Raw genomic sequence first — 24,101 nt, 5'->3', positions numbered from 1 at the left:
AGTGTTTAAAACGTTCTTCGATTTTTGGGTTTGCTTACACCATCCATTTAGCATTATAGACGTGATACAAAGCTTAATTCAATACAAAGTACTTGCAATACTTAACTTAAAGCTCAAAATAGTACCTTAATTAAACCATTAAGGTTACTTCACCGTTACCCCTCCGCCCTGCGGGCACCTCCCCTTGAAAAAGGGGAGGACTTTTTTGTCCACTTCTTTCTTTAAACTCGGCTTTTATGGTTTCTAACACCATATCCAATTGATCAAAGACGAGGTAATTTTGGAAACGTAAAATTTTAAAGCCTAAACTTTGTAAATACTTCGTTCGATTTAGGTCATATTCTTTATTAACCGGATTGGCATGATATTCACCATCAAGCTCCACGATTAATCTTTCTCTTGTACAGTAAAAATCTACATTGTAATTTCCAATGCTGTGTTGTCTTCGAAACTTTCGCCCTTTTAAATGACTTCTTTGAAGTGCTTTCCATAACTGTGACTCTGCCTTCGTTGGATTATTTCGCAATTGCTTTCTAAAGCCCTCTAAATACTTATGGTTGTGTAACTTTTTTGGCACTAATAAATTGATATTAAGGTCGATTCCTTAGGGTCCTCCCCTTTTTTCAAGGGGAGGTGGCGACAGCCGGAGGGGTTGGGACCAAAATACGAGCATCAAACCTCAACCTATCTACTCCACAAACAAATAGTTCAATCCCCTCTTATTGAATTCGGCATTAAACTCCTTGAGTTCGCTGGACATTACAGCGTTAAAGGTCTTTAACTGAGCATCGATTTTGGCGGTGAGTTCGTTCTTCAGGGCCACATCTTGGTCCGTGGGGGGGAAATCGTCCAAGGCCACCAGACTGTTCAAGTGCCCCAGTTTGTTCGTTAACCGAATGGGGAAGTTCAAGGGATCTTGCCTACTTCTGTTCTTGGTCTGGTACAAGGCTTTTTCTACCTCGCCCAAACGCTCTTTCATGTTCTTGGCCTTGTCCAGCAAATCCTTAAGGCTAGCATCATCCTTGTACTGCGCGCTAAAGGCATCCAGTTGCTCGGTGACTTCCCTTATTTTTTTAATGGACTGATGGGCCTTGTCCACCGTGGTGTTCACATCCGTGATAAAATCGAACTGCTTTTGCATATCGGCCACGCTGGCCTCTGCCCTTGGATCGGGCAGGATGGTAAAGGTTTCGGAACGGCTATCGCCATTTACGTTCAAATGTACCTTGTAGTCTCCCGGAACGGCCTTTGCACCGCTCAAATTGGCCCACCACAAGATCATGCCGTCCAATTTTTCGGCTCCCTTGCCCCGGGTGTCCCAGACAAAGGTGTTACCCCCTTTTTTCACCTCCAGCTTATTCTTTTTGTCTTTGGCAACATTGCTATAGGTAGCCAAGGTATCGCCCGCCATGCTGGTAAAGCTTAAGTGCACACTGTCCTTCTCGGCAAGGTTTTTAAGATAAAAATGGGTGACCACGCCATTGGGGTGGTTCTGCCCTTCCAACAATGAAGGTGTTGTTCTGGCACCGCCCTTGGTCCTGTAGGAATCCTTTGGTTTGTACAGGATATTGCTACTGGCTTTTTTAGCGTCATCCAGTTGATGGAGTACGGTAAGGTCATCGATCATCCAGATGCTTCGGCCTTGGGTGGCCACCACCAGATTGTTGTCCTTGATCGTTAAATCTGTAATAGGAACAATGGGCAAATTGAGTTGAAAAGGCGACCAGTTGGCACCATCATCAAAGGAAATGTACATTCCGGTTTCCGTTCCGGCGTATAACAAACCTTTTCTTTTTGGGTCTTCGCGCACAACCCTAGTAAAATGCTCGTTATCGATACCCTTGGTTATCTTGGTCCAGGTCTTTCCGTAATCGGTGGTCTTGTACAAATAGGGTTGAAAATCGCCCAGCTTGTAACGGGTCGCGGCCACGTAACAAGTGCCTTCGTCAAACGCGGAGGGCTCAACGCTGTTGATCATGTTCCATTCCGGCATACCGGTGGGGGTCACGTTCTCCCAATTGGCACCGCCATCCTTGGAGACATGTATGAGTCCGTCATCACTTCCCACCCATAGTAGGCCTTCTTTCAGCGGACTCTCATTGGCGGCGAAAATGGTGCAATAATATTCCACGCCGGTATTGTCCTGGGTAATGGGGCCGCCGCTGCTCCCCAATTTGGTGGGGTCGTTTCGGGTAAGATCGTCACTTAACACCTCCCAACTTTGCCCTTCGTTGGTGGAAAGATGCACATGGTTGGAGAAGGTGTACAGTTTCTTGGGGTCGTGCTTGCTGAAAATTATTGGGAAATTCCATTGGAAACGATATTTCATCCCCTCGGCTCCATAGCCCATGGGGTTGTCCGGCCACACATTGATACCTCTTGTGGTACCCGTTTCGTGGTTCTTACGGGTAAGAAAACCACCGTAGCTTCCGCCGTACACAATATCATTGTTGGTAGGATCCACGGCAATGTGGGCAGATTCCCCGCCCGCGGTAGATTCCCAATCGTCCTCTCCAATACCATAACCATCACTTCTATGTGCAATGCGCACGGTAGAGTTGTCCTGTTGCGCCACATAAATACGATAGGGAAAGTGATTATCGGTCGTAACCCTATAAAACTGTGCCGTAGGCTGGTTGTGGTAGGTGCTCCAGGTTTCCCCACCATCGTAGGAGACCTGTGCACCACCATCGTCGCCAATGATCATGCGTTGCGAATTTTCGGGCGCGATCCAAAGGTCGTGATGGTCGCCATGAGGCGCATTAAAAGATTCAAAGGTCTTGCCACCATCGGTAGACTTGTGGTAGCTTACGTTTAAGACATATACTTTATCTACATCCTCGGTATCCGCATAGACACGGGTGTAGTACCAAGCACGCTGGCGCAGGCTCCTGTCACTGTTGACCAATGCCCACTTCTTGCCCCCGTCATCGGAACGGTAGAGGCCGCCTTTTTCCTTGTTCTCCACCATGGCCCATACGCGCTGGGAATTTACGGGGGAAACCGAAACGCCGATGATGCCCAAGGTATCCGTGGGAAAACCCTCGTTCTTGGAAATCTCTTGCCAGGTCTCGCCGCTGTCCGTACTCTTCCAAAGGGCGGAACCGTCTCCACCGCTGATAAGACTATAGGGCGTTCGTTTGGAATACCAGGTAGAGGCATATAGAATACGTGGATTATTGGGGTCAAAAGTAAGGTCCACCGCACCGGCCTGTTCGTTCACAAAAAGGACCTGTTTCCAGTTTTTACCGCCATCGGTGCTTTTGTAGATGCCGCGGTCTTTGGTAGGCTTGTAGATATTGCCCAAAACGGCCGCATAGACCGTGTTGTAATCGGTTGGGTGCACGCGTATTCTTGGCACGTGCCTGCTGTTGGGCAAGCCCGCCTTTGCCCAGGTTTTTCCGGCATCCTCTGTTTTCCATATCCCGTAGCCCGAGGAGACATTGCCCCGCAGTGTTTTTTCGCCTCCGCCAACGTAGATCACATTGGGGTCGCTCTGTGCCACTTCAACGGCACCGATGCTGCCGCCAAAATAGCCATCTGAAATGTTGCTCCAGGTGGCACCGCCGTCCTGGGTCTTCCATACGCCACCGCCCGTTGCACCAAAGTAAAAGAGATCGGGCTGGTTGGGCACCCCGGCCACCGCAGCGGACCGTCCCCCACGGAAGGGGCCCACCAACCGGTACTCCAGACTGGAATACAATTCCTCTGGATAGGCAATGGAAACCTGGTCCGATTTCTTTTTTCGTTGTGCATTGGCTAGGTTGGGAACGAGAAAAACGGCAAGCATTAATATACTGGCCCAAGTGTAAAAAATTTTCATTTTTTTAAGTGTTGTAATTAGTCAACCTTAAAAGTAAGTAAAATCGGGATAATTAAGAACAATGGGGTTTAGGAAGTTTTGCAGTTTTTCCAAATTATTCATAAGTTGACAGGGGGTGTAATCGCAATTATCTATTGTTCCTCTTTTTATTGCTATTTTTAGAATACCCGTTATAGGGTATTTTTTTACCTCGTTTTTTACTCCATCTTTGAAATTACTGACCAAAACACCCAATATTATGAATATTTTCAAAAAAAGTTTTCCGTTACTGTTTATCCCGTGTATGCTTTCATCAATTTTTACGATGGCCCAAGACAGACCGTCCAGCGTTGCAGAAGAAGCCAAGTTAATTGTCAAAAAGATTGGCGGTATGGAAGAGTACAGCTCTACCTTGGATTTAAATGACAACAGAAAACAACTGCTGATGGCAGGACAGAACTATCAAACCAATTATGGTATTTATGCCTCCATTGAAATTGGAGCATCATCCCTTGGATCCAATTATAGGACCTTAAAAAATGTTGAATTTGAAATCGTAAATTACAAACCCACCTATTTTATAGGAATAGATTCCATTGTCGTGGCAGGTTCCAAGATGAAGGACGGCCTAACCTTTAAAATTTATACCCGCGCCCTAAGCGATGCCAACACCTATACGTTGAATCAAGAAGAATTGAAAAACATTCATTTTGAAAAGGGAAGTTATTTGCACTCCGAACGGTATTTGAACCCTATGTTTCCAGAAAAAGACAACAATGGTAACGTTGTTTTTATGAAAGACGGACGTATTGCCTCACAACCGGACAATGGGAAAGCTTTCGATTTTGAATTTTTCTACAAAGACGGGCGCCATATAGTACGGAAAGAGGATTACGACAAGGAAAAACAAACCCCGCAGATGTATAAAAACGAAATCGCACTTTCATTGCCGGGAAGAAGATGTAAAACTAGTTTTAACAAGGTGCTATTTTGAGGTATCGAATTGTAATCTGTTTGATTTTTTTTAGTTCAAGCCTATGGTCCAATACCAAAGTGCTAGAGGAGTTCTTTAATGCGACGAAGAATCAAGATTACGATAGGGCATTTCTTATTGCATCCCAAATTGACGATGAAGTTCTAGAGAACCATTTGACTTCATTAGCAACCTTATTGGCGGTAAGACCGGATGCTTCATCGCATACAATAACTATAGAATCGAAAGCAGACGATCAACTGAATTTTATAAAATATTTAATTCTTGGATACCAACACAACTATGCCTCAAACCAAGACAATTTAGCCGCTTTTAAGTGCTTTACAAATGCACTTAAGTTAGCCCAAAAAACAAAAAATAAAGTTTATACGAAAGCGGCATTGCTAGGAATACTTGATTTGTTCGTTTCAGAAATATTCATAGGAAGTAAGCAATTTCAACCTTTTCTTGAACTTTTTATAGACCTCAAAACTGACAGAACGGATGATTTTTTGATACTGTTATACAATTTAATCTTTTTTACAAAGGCCGATGATAGTCTGGATGATATCGATGCCCAATATTATGCCTATTACAATAAATTAGATTCCATAGTTACCGAGTTTCCAAGCACTCATACCTTTTATCCTATCTATTATTTTGAGAAAGGTATCTATCATAAAATTGAACAAAACTACAACAAAGCCGTAGATTTATTTTTAAAGGCGGATAGCCTTGCCTCCAAAAATAAATATGCAAATGAGCTTAGAACAAAAATCGCTTGGCAAATAGCCTCAGTTCATACGGAAAACAACAACTTAGATGATGCCAAGCGTTATCTAAAAATGTTTAAGAATGGTTCTGGGACTTTAAAGGATTCATTTTACAATACCCGTTTGGCATCCATTATCTTCCAAAAAGAAAATAAATACGATTCCGCTTACCATTACCTTAGAAAATCAGTAGACATCGAATATCAATTAGGCTATAAAAACAACACCTTGGAATCCTCCATTCTCACGGTACAAAACCAGACCGACAAACTGAAACTGGACAAATTGGAGCTGGATGCCAAGAACAAAAAAATTACCAATTGGGCAACTGCTTTAGCTACCCTATTAATCATAGGTTCGGCTTTCGCTTTTCTAATCAATAGCAATACCAAACGCAAACAATTATTGGCCGAGCAAGGTAAAACCCTACAAGAACAAAAGGTAGCCACATTACTAAAAGAACAAGAACTGACCACCATAGATGCGATAATAGAGGGACAGGAAAAAGAACGCCAACGCATTGCAAACGAACTGCACGACGATCTTGGAGGATCCATGGCGACCATAAAACTATATTTCAACTCCTTACAGGAAAAAACGACCGGGGACAATGAAGCACTTTTTGGCAAAACGAATATCTTACTTGATGAAGCCTACACCAAAATACGACGAATAGCGCATGCCAAAAATTCGGGAGTCATTGCAAAACAAGGGCTTTTAAAGGCCGTACGTCAAATGGGCGAAAAAATATCGGCCGCGAACAGTATAACTATTACGGTAAAAGACTTTGGACTTGACAATAGACTAGAAAATAGCCTCGAACTTACCCTGTTCCGTATTATTCAGGAACTGGTGACCAATGTTATTAAACACGCACAAGCGACTACCCTAAACATTCATCTTACCAATCATGGGGATACCTTGAATATTCTTATCGAGGATAACGGAATTGGTTTTGATATTCATAAAAACATGGCCCTTAAAAAAGGGATGGGCCTCAAGAGCATAGATAAACGTATCGCCCATTTGGACGGCACCTTACATATAGAATCCGATCCTGGCAAAGGCGCCACGGTCATTATAGATATACCCTTATGATACGATTAGCCATAGCGGAGGACCACCAGTCGCTTATTGACGGACTGGAACTTCTTTTAAGATATGAAGACGGAATAAAAATAGTGGGTACCGCCAACGATGGGGAAGAATTATTGAAAGTAGTGCGAAGAAGTGAACCTAATGTTGTGATCACCGATATTAGGATGCCCAAAATGGACGGTATAGCAGCAACCAAAACCATAAAAAAAGAGTTTCCACATACCAAGGTACTCGCATTTACGATGTTTGACCAAGATGCTGCCGTATCACAAATGATGGCTGCCGGTGCCTCTGGCTATATTTTAAAAAACACATCGTTGAACGAGGTGCTAAAGGCAATTTTAACCGTAGCCGATGGGAACACTTATTTTGATGCCAATATAGATGTAGACGGTTTTGGTCAAAAAAAAGAAAATCCTAAAAAGGAACAATTGACCAAACGCCAAAAAGAAATACTATCGCTTATAGGCCAAGGCAAGACCTCTAGGGAAATTGGAGAAGAACTTTTTATAGGAATACATACGGTAGACACCCATCGTAAAAATATGATGCGTATATTAGGGATCAAAGGAAAGGGAGAGCTACTGCGGTATGCCCTTGAGAAAAAGTACAAGTTTTAACCCTAAACCAATACGATAAGAAATGTTTCCCAAAATGACCGTAAGAACCCTGTTATTGGTTGTGTTGTGTTATTTGGGAGGCGCTGTAACTATTGCCGCGCAGACCCAAACCTACTACACTATAAAAAATAACGCTGTAGTAAAAACAGAAATTTCAGATATCCAACGCCACATAACATTTGAAACTAAGGAAAAGGAAACCGAAGAAGCACTCTCATCAACCTTGGGTGTTTTAGCTACAAATTTGATTCCGCTTTTGTTCGATGGTGCTTCTAAACTGTTCTATAATCCCGATAACTTCAACAAGGAATATTTTGCGAGTTATTCCTTTTTTGATAGCGCCGGTTATTTTGAAATTCTGAATCCAGCGAGCACATTGGTTTTTGAGCAGACAGGTAAAAATGAACAGGGGAAAACAATGCGGATCAACAGGTTCGAATTTGAACTGGGAAACGTAAAAAATGTTGATGGATATCTTTACTTGGGTCTCAAAGCTTATGAACTTCAACAATCCTGGAGCAAACTCAACACACCCAACAATCAAATAAACTATGTGCTGGATATTGGTTTTTACTATTTTGATAACAATGACAAGGCACAGGAATTCCATATAAATCCGTTTTTATTAGATGCACAAACTATAGGGCTAGAACGTGTGGAGATACCGAAGGTGAACTTTCAAGTAATCCCAAAAATGAAAGTACTACAGAACATTCAAGTCCGAATACGGGAGGTAAACGCCAAAACACAAAATTGGAATCGTTATTTAGAGCTTTATCAAAGTAACCAAGGTAACCTCTCAAGGTTTTTGATAAGGGCGATAAATAAATGATCGTATTGTGCTAAGAAAATATAGCAAAGGGGGGGGGTACATTTTAGTAACTTGATGTAACAAAACATACCGTTCGGCAATGTAAAACCAAAGTATAGCCTCGAGGTAAGCATTATGAAAAATTCATTAAAAGTTTTATATTTTACATCGAAAGTTTATTTCACCTAGAATTATACGTATGAGAACTATTGTTTTTTTGGGACTGTTACTGATGCCGTTTTTGAAAATTCATGCCCAAGGATTTCGGCAAAATGTGGTGGTAGAATCCATAGATCAAGTCTGCATGGGCAACCAGAGTGAAGCCGCTGATGCCGAAGCAGAGGCCATTGTCGATGAAATGATGGGGCAAATGGGGCTAAACAGAAGTTTTACACTGCGCAAATGTGCCAACATAGGGAACGCCCTTGCCCACATAGAAGAAGATGAAAACGGTAATTTAACCCCGTATATTCTATACGACCCCCAATGGTTGGCGCAGATGAGTAAAAAATCGAACACGGACTGGGCCTCTATCGGAGTCTTGGCACATGAAGTGGGACATTTTTTACTATATCATTCCCTAAACAACCAAGGTAGCAGTCCCAGATTGGAGATAAGTGCGGACCGGTTTGCAGGAACTACCTTGGCCCGCATGGGCAGTACTTTGGAAGAAGCGCAAAGTATGTTCAAGAATTATCCGGAAAAGGCAAGTAGTTCGCATCCCGGGAAAGCAGATCGCATGGAAGCCATAAAAGTAGGATGGATGAAATTCAACAATCCCACTCAAAAGAATATCCTGTTAAACGAAAATACGGCAGAGCGGGACATAACCCATGAACTTATCATCAACAAACATTATAAAGAGGCAGGGGGGCTAAAAGCACTCAGTCAAATAAAAAAATTAAGTTTTACAGAACAGATTTCCGAGACAAGGGGCGAGAACCTTAGACAGGAACCTTTAATCTATAGTTTAGGTTACGATCAAGATCCAAACCTTCTATTGATCAAAGAAGAAGACACCGGCAAAGGCTATTATAGCGAATACATGATAAAGAACGATTCTCTTTTTAATAAATATTCCGATGAAAAAGTGTGGAAAAACGGTGCCCCAAGAATAGGTACCAGTGCCCAACACGACGACTACAAGTTCAAAAGGGACAAAAGGCCTAGTACGTATAGTTTTTTTGATGATTTTGTATTGATATCCAATCCGGAAATTAGCACATACGAAGGAAGAAAAAGAATAGGAGGAGAAGAATGTTTTGAACTGGAATTACCTAAAGAAACCATGGAAATTGGCAATCTCAACAAAAAGGGAAAGCGTATTACTACAGAAAAAAACTACTACTATAATACATCGACCGGACTATTGCACGCGATCATAGAAAGGGAGACCACCACCATATTTAAAAAAGGAAATCCCAAAGGTAACGCAACAACGGTTCAAATAGAACATATTTTTGAATCCTACACAGAAGTTAAGGATATCCTATTTCCTGCTAAGATAAGCACCTCTGTAATCCCCGTACGGTACGATGTTCTAAAAACGGATGAGGGTATATTCCAAAAACGAAAGCTTATAAACCTTACTTTTCTTTAGCGCCAAAAGCAAGTAACTAAAAATAGATTGGTAAGATTTTTCTTCATAAATGTAAAATACGATCTCCCCATTTACAAAGCATTGAAAATGAGAAGTTAACCCAAAAAATACCCGATAATGGGTATTTATTTTTAACATCCCTTGCCTATATTTGATTTGTTCGATGAAGTTGCAAAATAATTCGTTGAAAACACTAAAAGACAAACCAATAGCAAAAAATGAAATCCTATATTTACGAATCTCCAGATTTTTAAACCAACCAACACCAAACCAATACAACCATAATGCGTAGTTTCCCTTTTTACATACTCTGGCTATTTCTTAGTCTTCCCTTAGCAAATAGGGCACAAATACATCAAGGCTTCACCTACGACAATTATGGAGGTGTCCATAATGTGGTGGGCAACCCCGCAAATAGTGTAGAATCCAAATATAAATTTCACATCAACGCTATTTCCTATAACAAATGGAACCTTAGCGATTTTGGTGCGGTAGACCTCCTTAACATTGAAACAAAACCAAATGGTTTTAACGGATTGGATTTTAAGGAAAACAAAATGAATCCCACCAACCAAAACAACCTCACGGCTAATAGTGATGTCATGTTGCCCTCTGTTATATGGGGTTTTCATCCAAAGCATGCGGCAGGTTTAATTTGGCGTTCACGCTCTTTTACCGATTACCAAGGCTTTAATGGCAATCTGTGGACTCGGTTAAATGGTTCAGATCCAATTGCAGAAGGTGTTTCGGGCAATAGCAATTTCAATAATACGGTGCACCAATGGGACGAAGTGGGGTTAAACTATGCAACAGTACTTCTAAATTCCAATTATCATTTTCTAAAGTTTGGGGGTACGATAAAGTATCTTTCTGGTAGAGGAGGTGTGGAACTACGGGGAAACATTGACGTTGATGATGCGGGGGAACTATTGACTTCTCCAAATTCTACCGACCTTTTATATGTAAACACGTTTTCGGATACCGGAAATTTTCAAAATAATTCCGAAATGTCTCCTTTTTACTCAAATGCCTTTGGTTTTAAATTCAAGAACTTTGGTGTCGGAGGCGATGTTGGACTGGTTTATGAATGGCGCCCAAGAGAAACAAATCGTGTTGGTGTTCGAAATAGCAGTAGCGGTGTTAACACCTATAAATTACGCATTAGTGCAGCTATACTGGATTTAGGTACTATTGCCTATGGTACAAAAAATAATAATATTCGAAAAAAAGAATACACGGCATCCGATATTCCAATAGCGACAACTAGTTTAGAGGATTTTAATACTAGTTTATCGGCCATACCATCTGGCGAAAGTAATAGTACAGAACAGGGAAGTGTTTCTTTTGGCTTGCCCACCGCCCTGAACATTGGATTGGATTATATCCTTTTCAATGACAAAAATTACTATTTAAACCTCAACTACCTGCACGGCCTAACGAATAACGAAGACGAATATACCAACACGCGGGCCAACCTGTTAACCTTTACCCCGCGATACGAGACCCGTGATCTTAGTGTTTACCTACCTATAAGTTACGGCGTGTCCAGCTCAAGCATACATGCTGGTATTGGCCTCCGCTACAAGTATATAACCGCAGGCTGTGCCGCACTGAACACATTTATCGAGGACAAACCATTGAACCATATCTATGTTGGCATAAGTCTTCCTATTTTGGAAGAAGTGTTTCAATAAGCTACGGATTTAAAGAAAATATAGATGATGAGAACATTACTACTTTTATTTTTTTGTTTGGGAGGTGCCCTGGGAATGGCGCAAACCACGTTTATTCCAGATAATAACTTTGAACAAGCCTTGATTGACCAAAATTATGATGATGTACTGGACAACGAAGTCTTAACGGCAAACATTGAAAATATCACTTTCCTAAATTTAACAGGAGTGCTCACACTGGTAGAGAGTTTTACAGCCCCGGGACTGGGAATTACAGATCTAACAGGTATTAAGGATTTTGTTAATTTGGAAGTGTTATGGGTACAACAGAACGACCTTACCGTTCTAGATCTCGAAGGTATGACCTCCATTAGAGATGTGAGGGCATTTTTTAACGAGTTGGAACAAATCAACATTAAAGGCCTAACCAATTTGGAAATTATTGGTTTAAATGTAAACGAATTGAAAGCTATAGATGTTTCGACAAATACAAGTCTCAATACGTTTGATATTGCCCAAAACAACTTAGAATTTCTGGATGTTAGTGGACTGGGTAATTTAACGGCAATGAATGTGGAGGACAATCCTTTGTTGACTTGTATTCAGGTGGAATCCGTTGTTCGTGCCAATGCACTAAATATAAATGCTGCTTTCAGAAAAAATGGCGGAACGGCTTTTGGAGCCAGTTGCGCAACCACGTTCACACGTTTTCCTGATCGTAATTTTGAAACCTATCTGATAGATAACAATATAGACACGGAAGGAGGCATCCCAAACGGTTTAGTGCGTACAGCAGATCTCGCCAACGAATTAAGTCTTAATATTTCCAATCAGGCAATTACTGACTTAACAGGTCTTGAGGCTTTTTCTAATCTAGAAATTCTGGATGTAAGCAATAATAACCTTAATGCACTACGGTTACAAAATGTTTCTCTGGTAGAAATATACGCTAACAATACAAATGTACCAGGAGATGAAATTTTTTTTCAGAACATTACCAGCGGAAGCAATTTAACCAATGTAACCACCCTGGAACTACAAAACAATAATCTGGGCAATGCATCTTCTACCTTTAGTTTTGGGGGCGTTCCCAACGTACAAACATTGAACGTGAGCGGAAATAATTTTGGCACCATAATCCTAGGAGGGCAAACGGATAATATTTCCAATCTCATAGCTTCCAACTGCCCAAACCTAAACACCTTGACCGGTCTAGGTTCTTTATCGCAATTACAGGAACTGACCATTGACAATTCCAATTTTACAGCCTTGGATTTTTCTGGTTTAGATTTACTTAGCACCCTACGGGTTAACAATAACGACTTTGAATCATTAAACCTCAAAGACATTGACGACACACTCACAACACTTAATACCACAGGAAATCTCCGTTTAAGCTGTATTGAAGTGAACAGTGTGGCCAATGCCGAAGCCCAAGGAGGATGGCAAAAAGATACAACTACAGAATATCTTGTTGATTGCAACGCGCCCCAGCCTTTTACCGTAGCAGCCAATCTGGAAGGGACAGGCGCATCACCAAATTTTGAAATCACCGAAGGCAATTCCTTTACCCTGAACTTCAATGCCGATGCCACGGCTGTAGATGGCACGCAGTACACCCCCAACATACAATTTGCCCTCAATGGCACCCCTACCACGGCAGATTTCACCTTTAACGGAAATACGGCACTGCCCAACCAACCTTTTACCGTAGGTTCCACCGAACCGGACGGTAGCATCACGATTTTGGCTATTGAGGATAACAGTCCCGAGGCGAACGAAACCTATACGATTACAATAACCTCACCGGACAACAACCTTTTTAGTATAACCGACACCAGTACTTTTACAATTACAGTTGTTGATGCCCCTAGCTCTACTACCGAACCCTTATTCATTACAACCTCGTTAAAAGACCTAGGTGGCGGCCCTTACTATGAAGTAGAAGAAGGGGATATTGTTGATCTACAAATAGACGCTAACAATAATGCAAGTGAAGGTGCTATATATGACTTGGAAATTAGTTACGAAACCTATACTATAGGACCGTCCACTGGTGACTCATTTGGAGAACTATTCGTCCCAAACTTTAGAACATTGCAAAATACGGAAGAAGTAAGGCCTACATCGATTTCGCTAGCCGATCCGCAAAGGTTTACCGTAACGGAGAATACGTTAGACGGATTTTTAAGATTTGAAATCATAGATGACGTAATTAACGAAGAAACGGAAGAGCTTGTAATAACAGTGAAGGCAGTTCAAAATAATCATACCGTCTCCACGGAAGTATTTGTAATAAAAATAAAGGCAAGTGACCCCGTAACTGTAGCAATGACCCTGGAAGGCGCCGGAACAGCTCCCAATTACATCATTCAAGAAGGGGCTACTTTTAATTTAGTGGGCAACATTCTAGGTGATACGGATGAGACGTTTAACTTTATCCTAGACGATGCATCTGAAACCGCATTAAAAGAAAGGGATTTTACATTCTCGGAACCCTCCTTTTTTAGCCAAGGGTCCGGAAGTGATATCAACATACCCTTTACGGTCTATTTAGATAGTGTAACAGAAAACCAAGAATCCATAACACTTAAACTACCAAGACCAGGCGGGAATTTTATCTGGCAAAATGCCGACCAAAATACCGGGGAGCTAGAGTTTGAAGTAGCGATAACCGACGTTGAGTTTACCGCGACCATAGCCCTTACAGATGCCTTATTAGGCACTGATGGTATTTACGAAATAACAGAGGGGAATAGTTTTAATCTTTCCGTTACCGCTAATAATCTGCCACCGGAAATCGAATTTAAAGAAGTTCCTCTTTTCAGTACTCTAACCATTAATCCGGAAGCGGACAACGATATAGCCATTAGTGGCACTTTAGATCCATTCCTCTTCCAAAACAACCAAATAGCTACATTTGATGTGGTATCCGACGGCATTGTTGAAAATGAAGAAATTGTAACGATTACCTTGCCCAAACCAAAAGCTAACTACACATGGACCAACGCCAATGCAGATGGAAGTTTTACGTTTCGTATTCGCATTGTAGACGAAGCTTTTACAGATCCTGTTCAAGACTACACTATAAACTTGTTCGCTATCTCTTTAACCCTCGACGAATTTGAAGGAGAAGTGGAAACTCGTAGGCCCGTAGTAGTTGAAAATGGGGTTTACCGAATAAAGGACAACGAAACCTTGAGCATTTACCTTACCCCTGAGGTAACCACACCCGTCCAAAAAGGAATGTTGATCAATACCATAGACGGTACAGCTATTTTTAATACCGATTACCGCTCACTTAACGGTCTCAACGAAAACAATATTATAACAAATACGGGTAGGTTTAATGATATTACCTTCAATTTTGAAACAATGGCACCGGGTACGCCAGCGAAGACTTTTGCACTATCCTTTACCCCTACCACAAGAACATACAATTTATCAGGCCCAAACAATGAAGTCATTTCTTATCTTGAAAACTTGGTCTTGCCATTTGAAATTGAGAGCAGCGGTAATAGACCGGCACAAGAAATACTGTTAGAAGTTTCCGGTGCATCCGAGAACATAAGTGATGGTGACGCCATTACAACTACGTACCAAATGCTGGAAGGACAAATTTTTACTATGGAACTTAGCGCAAGGCGACCGAACGACAATCAAGGGGCGGTTTACAACATGCAGTTCAACATAAACACAATGAACAGCTCGTTGACGCCTAACGTGGATTACCGCCTAAGAATAGAAGATTCACAAGGGAACGATATGAATGGGAGCCTTGCGAACTACACGGTAAACAATTCTGCGGAATACGATGCAAAAATAACCATAGAACTTTTGGAAGACGGAGAAAAAGAAAGTTTGGAAGACCTAATTTTCAGCATTGTTCCTGATGTCGAATTTGACGAGTTCAATGGTGGTATTACAACGCTACGAACAACACTACAAGGGACCGTTACAGGTGACCAAAAGCAGTTTCGAATTACGGTGACCGAACCAGGAACAGATAAACGAATAGTGGCTTCTTTAAGCAATACGGGAGGCACTGAAGGTTCAAAGATACCCGATACCATCACATGTACTTTACTAGATGAAGGCAATAACGAGTATACGGACCATACCAGTACTATCGAAATTCCCTACACATTTGAATCCTACAATATTGATGGACTAAACTTGGAAGAAAACGAATTCAACCCTACTCCGTCAAGAAGAGTTTTTGTTTTCGAACCTGGTATATCCAAGGCTACTATTGATGTGTTGTATGACAACGAAGACTCTGTAAACGACATTGATTGTGATTATTATTATCTAAGACTGGCTGATTCTCCTTCGGCAGTGAGTAATGGAATTGTGGTTGACAAAAATCCCTATCTCATAAAAGTAGCGGACGCCTCTGAATGGTTGATTTTCATCGATTTGGATATTTCTAACGAAAAACTAATAAGACCTGTAATCAGAAATAGACACCCTGCAGATACGTATGATCAAAATAATTCGGGTATCGCAAATTTTCTCACGCAGGAAATTGTTCGATATGAGGTAGAAGAAGGCCCTGAAACTTTTTTGAATTTTTCTATAGATGCAGCCAAACCGGTGAAGCAGGGCAAGGCTTACATTCTTGAAACGCAGACAGGGGGCTCTTCAGCAAAATTCAATTCCGATTACAGCTTTCTAGGCGGTGATAATTTTCTACGAACACCAATTAACGTACTAAAGGACCAAATAGACAAAGAATTGATTTTTAAAATCAATGAGGATAATGACAGCGAAGAAGAATTTTTGAACTTGACCTTTAAGGAACCGGATACCGAAAAGAGTTATCGCTATTCAAAAAAAGATTCCAGAAGCTACGATAATACATATACCATAAAAATATTGGAAGCAATCCCTGTTAGCGTTCAAAAGAACGTAGCTGATATTCTTGAAAACGCAACAGAGGGAAGTATAGGTGAGTTTGTATTGACCGTAGACCGGAGCAACGAAAAGCCAAACGAGTCTAAGGCATTGGACATACGATTTTCTTTAAAAGATGGTGACGCCACTTTCTTTTCCGATAGTCCGGAGGAAACGGATTACCTTTTAGAGACTGAAAATTCAATTTTTTTCAACCCGACCGATGAATCGGGAATCATAAGAATCCTTCCTAATCAAACGGAGGCTAAAATCAAAATTATTCCCAGAAACGATGACTTTGACGAAAACGATGAATTGGTACGACTTAGAATCATCGATGATTTTGGATATCGTCCCAGTGCTACGCAAGGAGAAGACTCCATTATCATAATAGATGATGATGAAGCTGATTATACCGTTACGTTCGAAAATGAAGTAGGGTCATTATTTGAAGATCAGGATAGTACCTTTGAGGGTATCCTTACCATAGCTTTGGACAAAGTAAACGAGACTGGGCAACCGATAGCTATAGGCCTTACAGTTGATACATCTATGGATAATAGTGCGGTTTTTAATGAGGACTATGAATTATTTATAATTAACGCGGATGAAACCCGAAACCCAATTACCTCTATCACAGACCTTAGTGTTAACATTCCAGCAGGTAGTAAGGATGTTAGGATTGCAATCGTAGCTAAATCGGATAACAATTTTGATGAAAAAGACGAAATACTGAAAATCTCAATATCTGGTAGCCCTGTCTATGGTCCCGGCGCGAACACAGAACAAATAATAATTATTAAAAATTCCGCAGAGGACGGCACGTCAAACATTACGATTCTTGCCGAAGTTATAAGTTCCTCTTGCGATGAGGTAAAAAAGGGTAGAATACTGGTAACCAACATATCCACCTATACCATTAGTGCAGCGCTTTATAAATTTGGAGAGAGCGAGGCTATTGAGAAAAAAGAGATTGGGCCAACAACGAACGCAAACGACACCCCTGATCCTTTTGAAAATTTGGATGAAGGTCGTTATTTAATATATATAAGTAATTCTGGCACTAGCACGCTACCGGAAAATTATTCACCTCCCTCATTTGATCTAACGGTTAGATCACCTAACGATGCCGTACTTCTGAATTCTATTGCAGACAAAAATTTTAGAATTGCAAAATTGACTGTTTCTGGAAGTGAGCACTATAATGTCTGGAGGAACGATGAACTCTTTTCGTTTGAAACCGGAACAACCATGGCCACCACTTTAGAGGTTCCTATGGTTTTTGGCAGAAATGTATTTGAAATAAAGGGAGAAAAAGACTGTCAAGATGTTATTGCAACCACCTTATTCTTAAATTCCGTCCAATCGTATCCCAACCCAACAACCGATATGGTCTACATAGCAGGGTTTTTTAGTATGGAAACGGTAAACGCAAGGGTAACGGAACTAACGGGAAGAACGGTGATCAACACCCAAGAACTGAATATTGATAATGGCGTTTTAGGAGTAGACTTAAGCAACTTATCCCCAGGTGTGTATATATTGCATATCGAAACACCTAACCTAACAAGTATAGATCTTAAAATAGTAAAAAAATGAAAACCACCTATATACATACGATTCTCTTTTTGCTGTTATGTTCCTGTACAGGGGAGTTTAGCCCTACAGAAAATGCTTTTATAGAATTAAAAGCACCAATCAACAAATGCAAACAGGGTATAATAGATCCTTCCAATCCAAATATTTTAAACGTAGATTTTACATGGCAAATAGAAAATGGTCCTTTGTTGGATGGTGAAATTGTTCTAATAAATCGTGAGTCAGAAGAAGAAATAAGACGGGTGCCAATAGCGGACATTAACAGCATTACGGGGCAACAAGCGACTGTAGAGCGAGGCAATTGGTATAGATGGCAAGTTGAGGCAAAAGTAGAAGGAAATACTTTACCGGTAAAAAGTAATATAGCAGAATTCTATGCTGAGTTAATTTATGAAGAAGCAGCTCCATATCCCGTTATCATAAGAGAAGAATTAAATAATTCTGCAGTAGTTCAATTTAGTTGGGAAAGTCCAGATGCTGATCCGCAAAAAACATTCTTACGCTATGTTCTGTATCACACTTATGGGAAAACCCAAGCAGATATAGCCATCCCCGATCTAGAATTCAAAAAATTGGAACAAGAATTTACCCACTCGGATTTTACGAAAAGAGTAGAAATTCCAAACAGCGAATTTGAAACCGGATCAATACACTATTTTAAAGTTGAAAGCAAAGTTAATTTAAGAAATGGAAGCTCTTTATCGTCAAATACCTATTTTAAATTCACTGCCAAATAAAACAAAAGCGTTGCAATTAAATATTTTAAAAGTAGTCCTTTGCATTTCCTTTACCTTTCTTCAGATTGGTTCGTTAAATGCTCAAATTAACAAAAGTAACCTCTTCCATTCCCAATCCCCCCTCACCCTAAAACTAGAATACTCAAAAAAACAGCTCAAAAAAGAAACCGATAAAAAAACCCATATTCTCTCGGAGCTCATGTACAAAAATGGCGCGACTTGGGATACTTTGCCAATTACGCTTAGGGCACGTGGTAATTTTAGGCGTGGAAACTGCTTTTTCCCGCCCATTAAAATGTACTTTGAGAAAGGCAGTAATAAGGAATCGCTTTTTAAGGGGCATAAAAATGTTAAGCTAGTTTTGCCTTGTCTTTTAGAAGACAGAAGCAATGACGATGTACTTAAAGAATATTTAGCTTATAAGAGTTACGAAATTTTATCGGATATACACTTCAAAACACGCTTGGCCAGCATTGAATATACAGATACCCGTGGCCAAAAGGCAGAAATACATCCCCTAGCGGCATTTATGCCCCAACCTACCTTGGAAGAAATCAACGATTACGGGGGCGAAACGGCATTTGCTTCAAGAAAAGCAAAAACATATATTTTACTGGCCATTATTATAGAAGACGACAAAGTAGTAGCCAAGCGACATGACGCTAAAATACTGAAACGTGTAGTTCACCCATTAAACCAAGAAGAAAGGAATTCTATTACCAATGCCATGTTCCAATACATGATCGGCAATACCGACTTTTCTACGGCCTACCAGCACAATCAAAAATTACTTTTTAAGGAGGGGCAAATACTACCCGTGCCCTATGACTTTGATATGAGCGGGCTTGTAAACGCAAGTTACGCTGTAGTCTCTAACATTAACAACAGTCCGCTTAACATTAGCAAAGTAACTCAACGCCAGTTTAGGGGTTTTAAAAGAGACATGGTGAGTTTTGAAAAGGTTCGGCAGCACTTTTTACAAAAACAACCTGAAATTTTCAAGCTTTTTTCAGAGTACGAACCCTTTTTTAAAGACAAAGCAAGCTATAGAAAAGCAAAGGGCTTTATTGATAGTTTTTTCGACATTCTCAAAGATGACGTGCAATACAATAAAAGAATTCTACAAGCAGCCAGATTAAAATAGATTCTTCTATATATAGGACTTAAATGACCTCTTTGTCTTCAGGTAGCGCACCAGATGCTTATAGTATTTTATAAAACCTGCACTAAAAACGACGACGGCGATCATAGCAGTGGTTTTTAAAACCACACCATTTCTAAACAACAATAAGGTAATCCAAACCATTACGATCGCATAAACCAACAATACGCCCTTCCGTACCGTACGATAGCTTATTTTTAAACGTTTATCCAGCCAGATAAAGTAGATACTTGCCAACAAACTGAAAAGAAAAGTCAATAGTATCACCCAGAACATGGGAACCTTATACATAAAATCATTGGTAACCATCATATTGATTATATTGGCATGTATGACCATACCATACATATCCGGAACGCTTTTGCCCGCCGTAGTCTTATTTAAAGGGGTGAAATGTTTGTCCTCTACATCAAAGGAATTGCCCGTAGGGGTACCCAGGTAACCTATCAAAACTATGTTATCCTTGATAATCTGTTTGTGCTCTAAAGCCATAAAATCATCAATGGTAAAATGCATAAAGCTTTTTAAATCGCCTTTGTAATTTATAACCCTAGGGCCTTTTAGTTTCTTGTCTAGATCAAAATACTCCAATTCTTCTTTTGATAAATACGCTTTGGTGACCAAAGAGGCAAAGGATTCGTAATTTGTTCCATCTATTTGTTTGTGAGTTTCAAACTCCCGTATAACAACGTTCTGCGTATCAAAATTAAAGTTTACAAAGCCGGGCCTATTTTCAAACTTAAAAAATGGATGGTTGGTTAGGGCTTCCGAGGGTGTAAAGGCCAACGAACCCACAATTTTTTTGTTCTCCAATATCCTTGCCAACAAGGTGTCTTCCTTGGTCTTTCTAAAATCTTTTAAAATAACATCAAATCCTACAACTTTTGGGTCGGCCGCCAGAACTTCTTCTAGAGCCAAAGCAATATCATTTCTACTTTTATGCTCTATATTCAATAGAATGATATCCGGGCTTACCTTATTATTTTCATTCAGTTTTTCTGCATAATAAACGTCTAAAATACTAAAGTCACGGAGTGCCTTTGAAACCGGATCAAAAAAGGAAATATTAAAAAAAAACAGTGTAAGTAAATAGCATACTCCTAAAGATAATAGGGTGCTTAAGAAACCATCTCGCAACAACAAAAACCATTGAAAACTCTTTTTTTTATTAGCTGCCATTCTCTTTGTCTTCCATTTAAATAGCTAAATAGCTGCTAAACAATGTACCGTTTTAATGCCTAGAGCCTTCTAAAACCAAAACTACCGCACAATAGAAATTGTAAAACTATTGGCAGTCTTGATACGTGTAGAAAATCTGCACGGACAACAATTTTCGCTCGTATTTTATAAGTACGTTTCTATCACCATTACCTAAAATTTCTATTAATGCATCCGTTACGCATTTCTCGCTACGACAGGTTTTCTTCAATGTTTCACAGTTTTTAATATTATCACCTTCCTTGGTATTATCCTTCATCATTGGTGTTTCCTGATTTACCAAAAGATCATTGTCTTGTTTAAAAACATAAAACTCCGCAGTCTTTTGATTCTCCGGAATGTTTTTGTCGAATACTACCGAGGCAACACCTGCGGCCCAGTTCGTGGTACCTTTATTTAAATCTATCTTAGTATCGAATAAAGATTTAGGTGTACTTGTGTTTTCAGGATTTTCTTGACCACTTAGAAGGGTACAAATAGAAATCATTGTTAGCAGCAAAACCGTTCTTAAATTCATCTTTGTATGTTTCAATTAATATAATGCCGTATCTAAGGGTTTTAAGTTAACAAATATAATTTTTAAAATAAAACGGTTGATGCCAGGACAACAGGTGTTAACCTTCGCAATATTTATAGTCCATGCAAAGTGCATTGGCTATGTCTTTCGAAGAAAAGCCCAAGAATTTAAGTGCTGTTGTCAGTGCCTTCATCTTTGCTTGTAACTTAGCGTACTCCTCTTTTGTCAATATTTCAAAAGCATGGAACTTTACTTTGCCAAAGTCTGGGAATGCTTTTGTCGTTACCGCCCATTTATAGCGCTTTCCGGGCTTTAAAATAACGTTGTCCCTATATAGGATCAGACTAGAACTACTTGTACCTATTTTAGTGATATGGTTACTTTCTATATCCTGCAAATGAAAATATACCGTTGTTACATCCGTATTATTCTTCCATAAAAACTCAATTTCTGGTACATTCAACTTTATACTATCCATAGGCTGGGATAATCTTATGTTCCGATCTTCCCTGTAAACAACGCCTGGCCGCTGCCTATTTTCCTTCTGATTGCTAAACTGTTTCCACACATAGGTGAAATATAGTGCGGATAATGATTTACGGTCAAATTGTTTCTTATAATTTGATATGGAACTATAGGTGTACGAAGTTGGTTTGTTCAATTCAAATAATTCTCCCGACCTATTAATTAAGAAAACGGTATCCTTTTGTTTAAGGATATAGGTGTCCAGGTTTCCAAAAACCTCGCCCCTTTGCACCGGAACTTGTGTGCTTAACATAGGCTTCCCCGATATGTGAAACACAAAATAATTATCTTGTGCCGTTACCACTGATGACAGTAATAACACAACAACACTTATAAAACCTAATCGTGGTAAAAATAACCTTCCCATTTGTATCTTTTATATAGATAGTTTGCCAGTTTTTTATAGTATCCGATTAATCCCATGCTAAAAACTACGGTAGCCGTAATGGATGTTACTTTTAACAAGACATCGTTCTTGAACAATAATAAAGAAATCCAAATAAACAGAATTATAAAAAAAAGTTGAACCAGGTTAAGCCTTAATATATAGCTAGCCAATTGTCTTTTGTTTAAATATATAAAGTAGGCTAATGCCATAAACGTCAGTACAATTGTTAACAGAATCAACACCCATGTTGGCACAATGCTAATATAGTCGTTCGCCAATAACATTTGAATAATATTGGCATGGATTACCAAACCAAAGGTATCCGGAGGGTTTTTGCCAACAAATTTAGGGTTCATTGGGGTATAGTGTTTATCCTCTATATCGTAATCATGGTTCTTTGAGTCCCCTAAATAACCCAACAGTACTATTCTATCCTTCAAAAAAGATAGTTCTTGCCTGCCTATTACATCGGCCTGTTCCAACACCAAAAATCTATCCCTGTTGCCCCAGAACTTTATGGGACGTTCTTTTTTTAAACTATTTAAATTATCATTTAACCAGTTGTTTTCCAAATAAGCGTTTGTTACGGCTACCGGAAACGAAACAAGGGTATCATCCTCTGTTTTATATATCCCTTGAAAATTTCTAATAACCAAAGATTCCGTATCAAAATTAAAATTGGAGTAGCCCGCATATTGCTTACTGCTAAAAACCTTGGCATTAGTTTCCACTTTATTCTTGTCCTGTATGGTGTAGGTAAGAACAAGTGATTCATTCTTTAATTTTTCGGCTAAAAATTGATCCCAAACAGGATCCTGACTATCTTTAAAAATCACATCCAACCCTATTACTTTAGGTCCGTGTTTTTGAATTTCGCCAAGCAGTTCGGCTATTTCTTTTCGGTTTATCCTATTAATATTTACAAGTACTATATTTTCATTAAAGTCACCGTTTTCTTCGTGTAGGTTTTCTGCATAATATAGGTCTAGATAACTAAAGTCTTTAAAGGCGTTTTTAAACGGACTAAAAAAACTTATGTTCAACCCTATAAGCAATACGAGCCCAATGACCATAAAGGAAAAAAGCATGCAAAAAAATGCTTCCTTTACCAATAGCCTATTTATAAATCTAACTCTCCTCAAACTTCTGTTCTTTTTAAAGACACTGAAAAATAGGATGGCTTTATCCTTGGCCTAACTAAAAATAAGAATACCATAAAGCCTATTTTTACAAAAGCACCAGATGCTTAGTCACCGCCTAACAAAGTCATAACCTTGGGCTTATACCCCACTATTTCCTGTCCCAACAGGTCTATGAAACCGATGGCATTTGCCTTAGTGTCGAATAGTACGGTAAGTTGCCCGGCCTTACTTTTTAGAAGCAATTGATGTTCAGGATCAAACCTGCCTTTGTCGATCTGCACTTCCCAATCGTAACTGTTATCGTCTACTAGCGTATTTGTAATAGTAGTCGCCGCCGATGTGCTTAAGGTATCTACTACGGTTAACTTATTGTAATACTCGTTGGATGTCCCATCTATTAAGGTCTTACTAATTTTCAGTCTTACAATCGTGTCCGTTAGCCTTAAAATGGCAAACCGCTTCTCCTTGATCAGATTCTTGATTTTTAGGCTGTTGATTGGTTTAGATGTTTCTTGCTTTTCCGATTTCTGGGACATGCAATTGAACATCAATGAACAGATTAATAAA

General features: G+C 39.8%; 16 protein-coding genes. 9 read left to right on the top strand and 7 right to left on the bottom strand.

The window, feature by feature from the left end:
- Positions 1 to 130 precede the first annotated feature (130 nt).
- Positions 131 to 577, bottom strand: coding sequence for an endonuclease domain-containing protein (locus ACFQZJ_RS01005; protein ID WP_379931693.1), 447 nt, complete (start codon positions 575 to 577; stop codon positions 131 to 133).
- Positions 578 to 688: 111 nt separating this feature from the next.
- Positions 689 to 3,823, bottom strand: a complete 3,135-nt coding sequence (locus ACFQZJ_RS01000) for a VPS10 domain-containing protein (protein WP_379931692.1) — start codon at positions 3,821 to 3,823, stop codon at positions 689 to 691.
- A 238-nt stretch (positions 3,824 to 4,061) separates the two neighbouring features.
- Here ACFQZJ_RS01000 and ACFQZJ_RS00995 point away from each other — a divergent pair, with 238 nt between their 5' ends.
- From ACFQZJ_RS00995 to ACFQZJ_RS00955, 9 genes are all read left to right on the top strand, one after another.
- Positions 4,062 to 4,796: a hypothetical protein gene (locus tag ACFQZJ_RS00995; protein ID WP_379931691.1), complete on the top strand. Its 735-nt coding sequence runs from the start codon at positions 4,062 to 4,064 to the stop codon at positions 4,794 to 4,796.
- Positions 4,797 to 4,816: 20 nt separating this feature from the next.
- Positions 4,817 to 6,646, top strand: coding sequence for a sensor histidine kinase (locus ACFQZJ_RS00990; protein WP_379931690.1), 1,830 nt, complete (start codon positions 4,817 to 4,819; stop codon positions 6,644 to 6,646).
- Positions 6,643 to 7,266 carry a response regulator transcription factor gene (locus tag ACFQZJ_RS00985; RefSeq protein WP_379931689.1) on the top strand — a complete coding sequence of 208 codons (624 nt, stop codon included), beginning with the start codon at positions 6,643 to 6,645 and terminating at the stop codon, positions 7,264 to 7,266. The genes ACFQZJ_RS00990 and ACFQZJ_RS00985 overlap by 4 nt, the downstream gene beginning before the upstream one ends.
- A 34-nt stretch (positions 7,267 to 7,300) precedes the next feature.
- Positions 7,301 to 8,098 carry a hypothetical protein gene (locus ACFQZJ_RS00980; RefSeq protein ID WP_379931688.1) on the top strand — a complete coding sequence of 266 codons (798 nt, stop codon included), beginning with the start codon at positions 7,301 to 7,303 and terminating at the stop codon, positions 8,096 to 8,098.
- A gap of 178 nt (positions 8,099 to 8,276) precedes the next feature.
- Positions 8,277 to 9,677: a hypothetical protein gene (locus tag ACFQZJ_RS00975; protein WP_379931687.1), complete on the top strand. Its 1,401-nt coding sequence runs from the start codon at positions 8,277 to 8,279 to the stop codon at positions 9,675 to 9,677.
- 284 nt (positions 9,678 to 9,961) lie between these two features.
- The gene (locus tag ACFQZJ_RS00970; RefSeq protein ID WP_379931686.1) at positions 9,962 to 11,371 is read left to right on the top strand and encodes a DUF5723 family protein; all 1,410 of its coding nucleotides are present in this window, start codon (positions 9,962 to 9,964) and stop codon (positions 11,369 to 11,371) included.
- 24 nt (positions 11,372 to 11,395) lie between these two features.
- Positions 11,396 to 17,845 carry a T9SS type A sorting domain-containing protein gene (locus ACFQZJ_RS00965; protein WP_379931685.1) on the top strand — a complete coding sequence of 2,150 codons (6,450 nt, stop codon included), beginning with the start codon at positions 11,396 to 11,398 and terminating at the stop codon, positions 17,843 to 17,845.
- Positions 17,842 to 18,582, top strand: coding sequence for a hypothetical protein (locus tag ACFQZJ_RS00960; protein WP_379931684.1), 741 nt, complete (start codon positions 17,842 to 17,844; stop codon positions 18,580 to 18,582). The genes ACFQZJ_RS00965 and ACFQZJ_RS00960 overlap by 4 nt, the downstream gene beginning before the upstream one ends.
- A 10-nt stretch (positions 18,583 to 18,592) precedes the next feature.
- Positions 18,593 to 19,726, top strand: coding sequence for a hypothetical protein (locus ACFQZJ_RS00955; RefSeq protein ID WP_379931683.1), 1,134 nt, complete (start codon positions 18,593 to 18,595; stop codon positions 19,724 to 19,726).
- Between the two features lie 6 nt (positions 19,727 to 19,732).
- On the opposite strand, the gene ACFQZJ_RS00950 is transcribed toward ACFQZJ_RS00955, so the two are convergent.
- From ACFQZJ_RS00950 to ACFQZJ_RS00930, 5 genes are all read right to left on the bottom strand, one after another.
- Positions 19,733 to 20,923 (bottom strand): CHASE2 domain-containing protein, encoded by a 1,191-nt coding sequence (locus ACFQZJ_RS00950; protein ID WP_379931682.1) that lies wholly within the window; start codon positions 20,921 to 20,923, stop codon positions 19,733 to 19,735.
- 106 nt (positions 20,924 to 21,029) lie between these two features.
- Complete coding sequence (locus ACFQZJ_RS00945) at positions 21,030 to 21,479, bottom strand: hypothetical protein (RefSeq protein ID WP_379931681.1); 450 nt, start codon at positions 21,477 to 21,479, stop codon at positions 21,030 to 21,032.
- Between the two features lie 97 nt (positions 21,480 to 21,576).
- Positions 21,577 to 22,371, bottom strand: coding sequence for a hypothetical protein (locus ACFQZJ_RS00940; RefSeq protein ID WP_379931680.1), 795 nt, complete (start codon positions 22,369 to 22,371; stop codon positions 21,577 to 21,579).
- Complete coding sequence (locus ACFQZJ_RS00935) at positions 22,344 to 23,534, bottom strand: CHASE2 domain-containing protein (RefSeq protein ID WP_379931679.1); 1,191 nt, start codon at positions 23,532 to 23,534, stop codon at positions 22,344 to 22,346. Before ACFQZJ_RS00935 ends, ACFQZJ_RS00940 begins: the two co-directional genes overlap by 28 nt.
- A gap of 104 nt (positions 23,535 to 23,638) precedes the next feature.
- Positions 23,639 to 24,082: a hypothetical protein gene (locus tag ACFQZJ_RS00930; protein WP_379931678.1), complete on the bottom strand. Its 444-nt coding sequence runs from the start codon at positions 24,080 to 24,082 to the stop codon at positions 23,639 to 23,641.
- Positions 24,083 to 24,101: the final 19 nt, after the last annotated feature.

Origin of the sequence: Maribacter chungangensis, assembly GCF_042676845.1 — a bacterium.
Classification (GTDB): Bacteria; Bacteroidota; Bacteroidia; order Flavobacteriales; family Flavobacteriaceae; genus Maribacter; species Maribacter chungangensis.
Note: the sequence above shows the minus strand (reverse complement) of the source record. Positions and strands in the feature narration are given on the sequence as shown.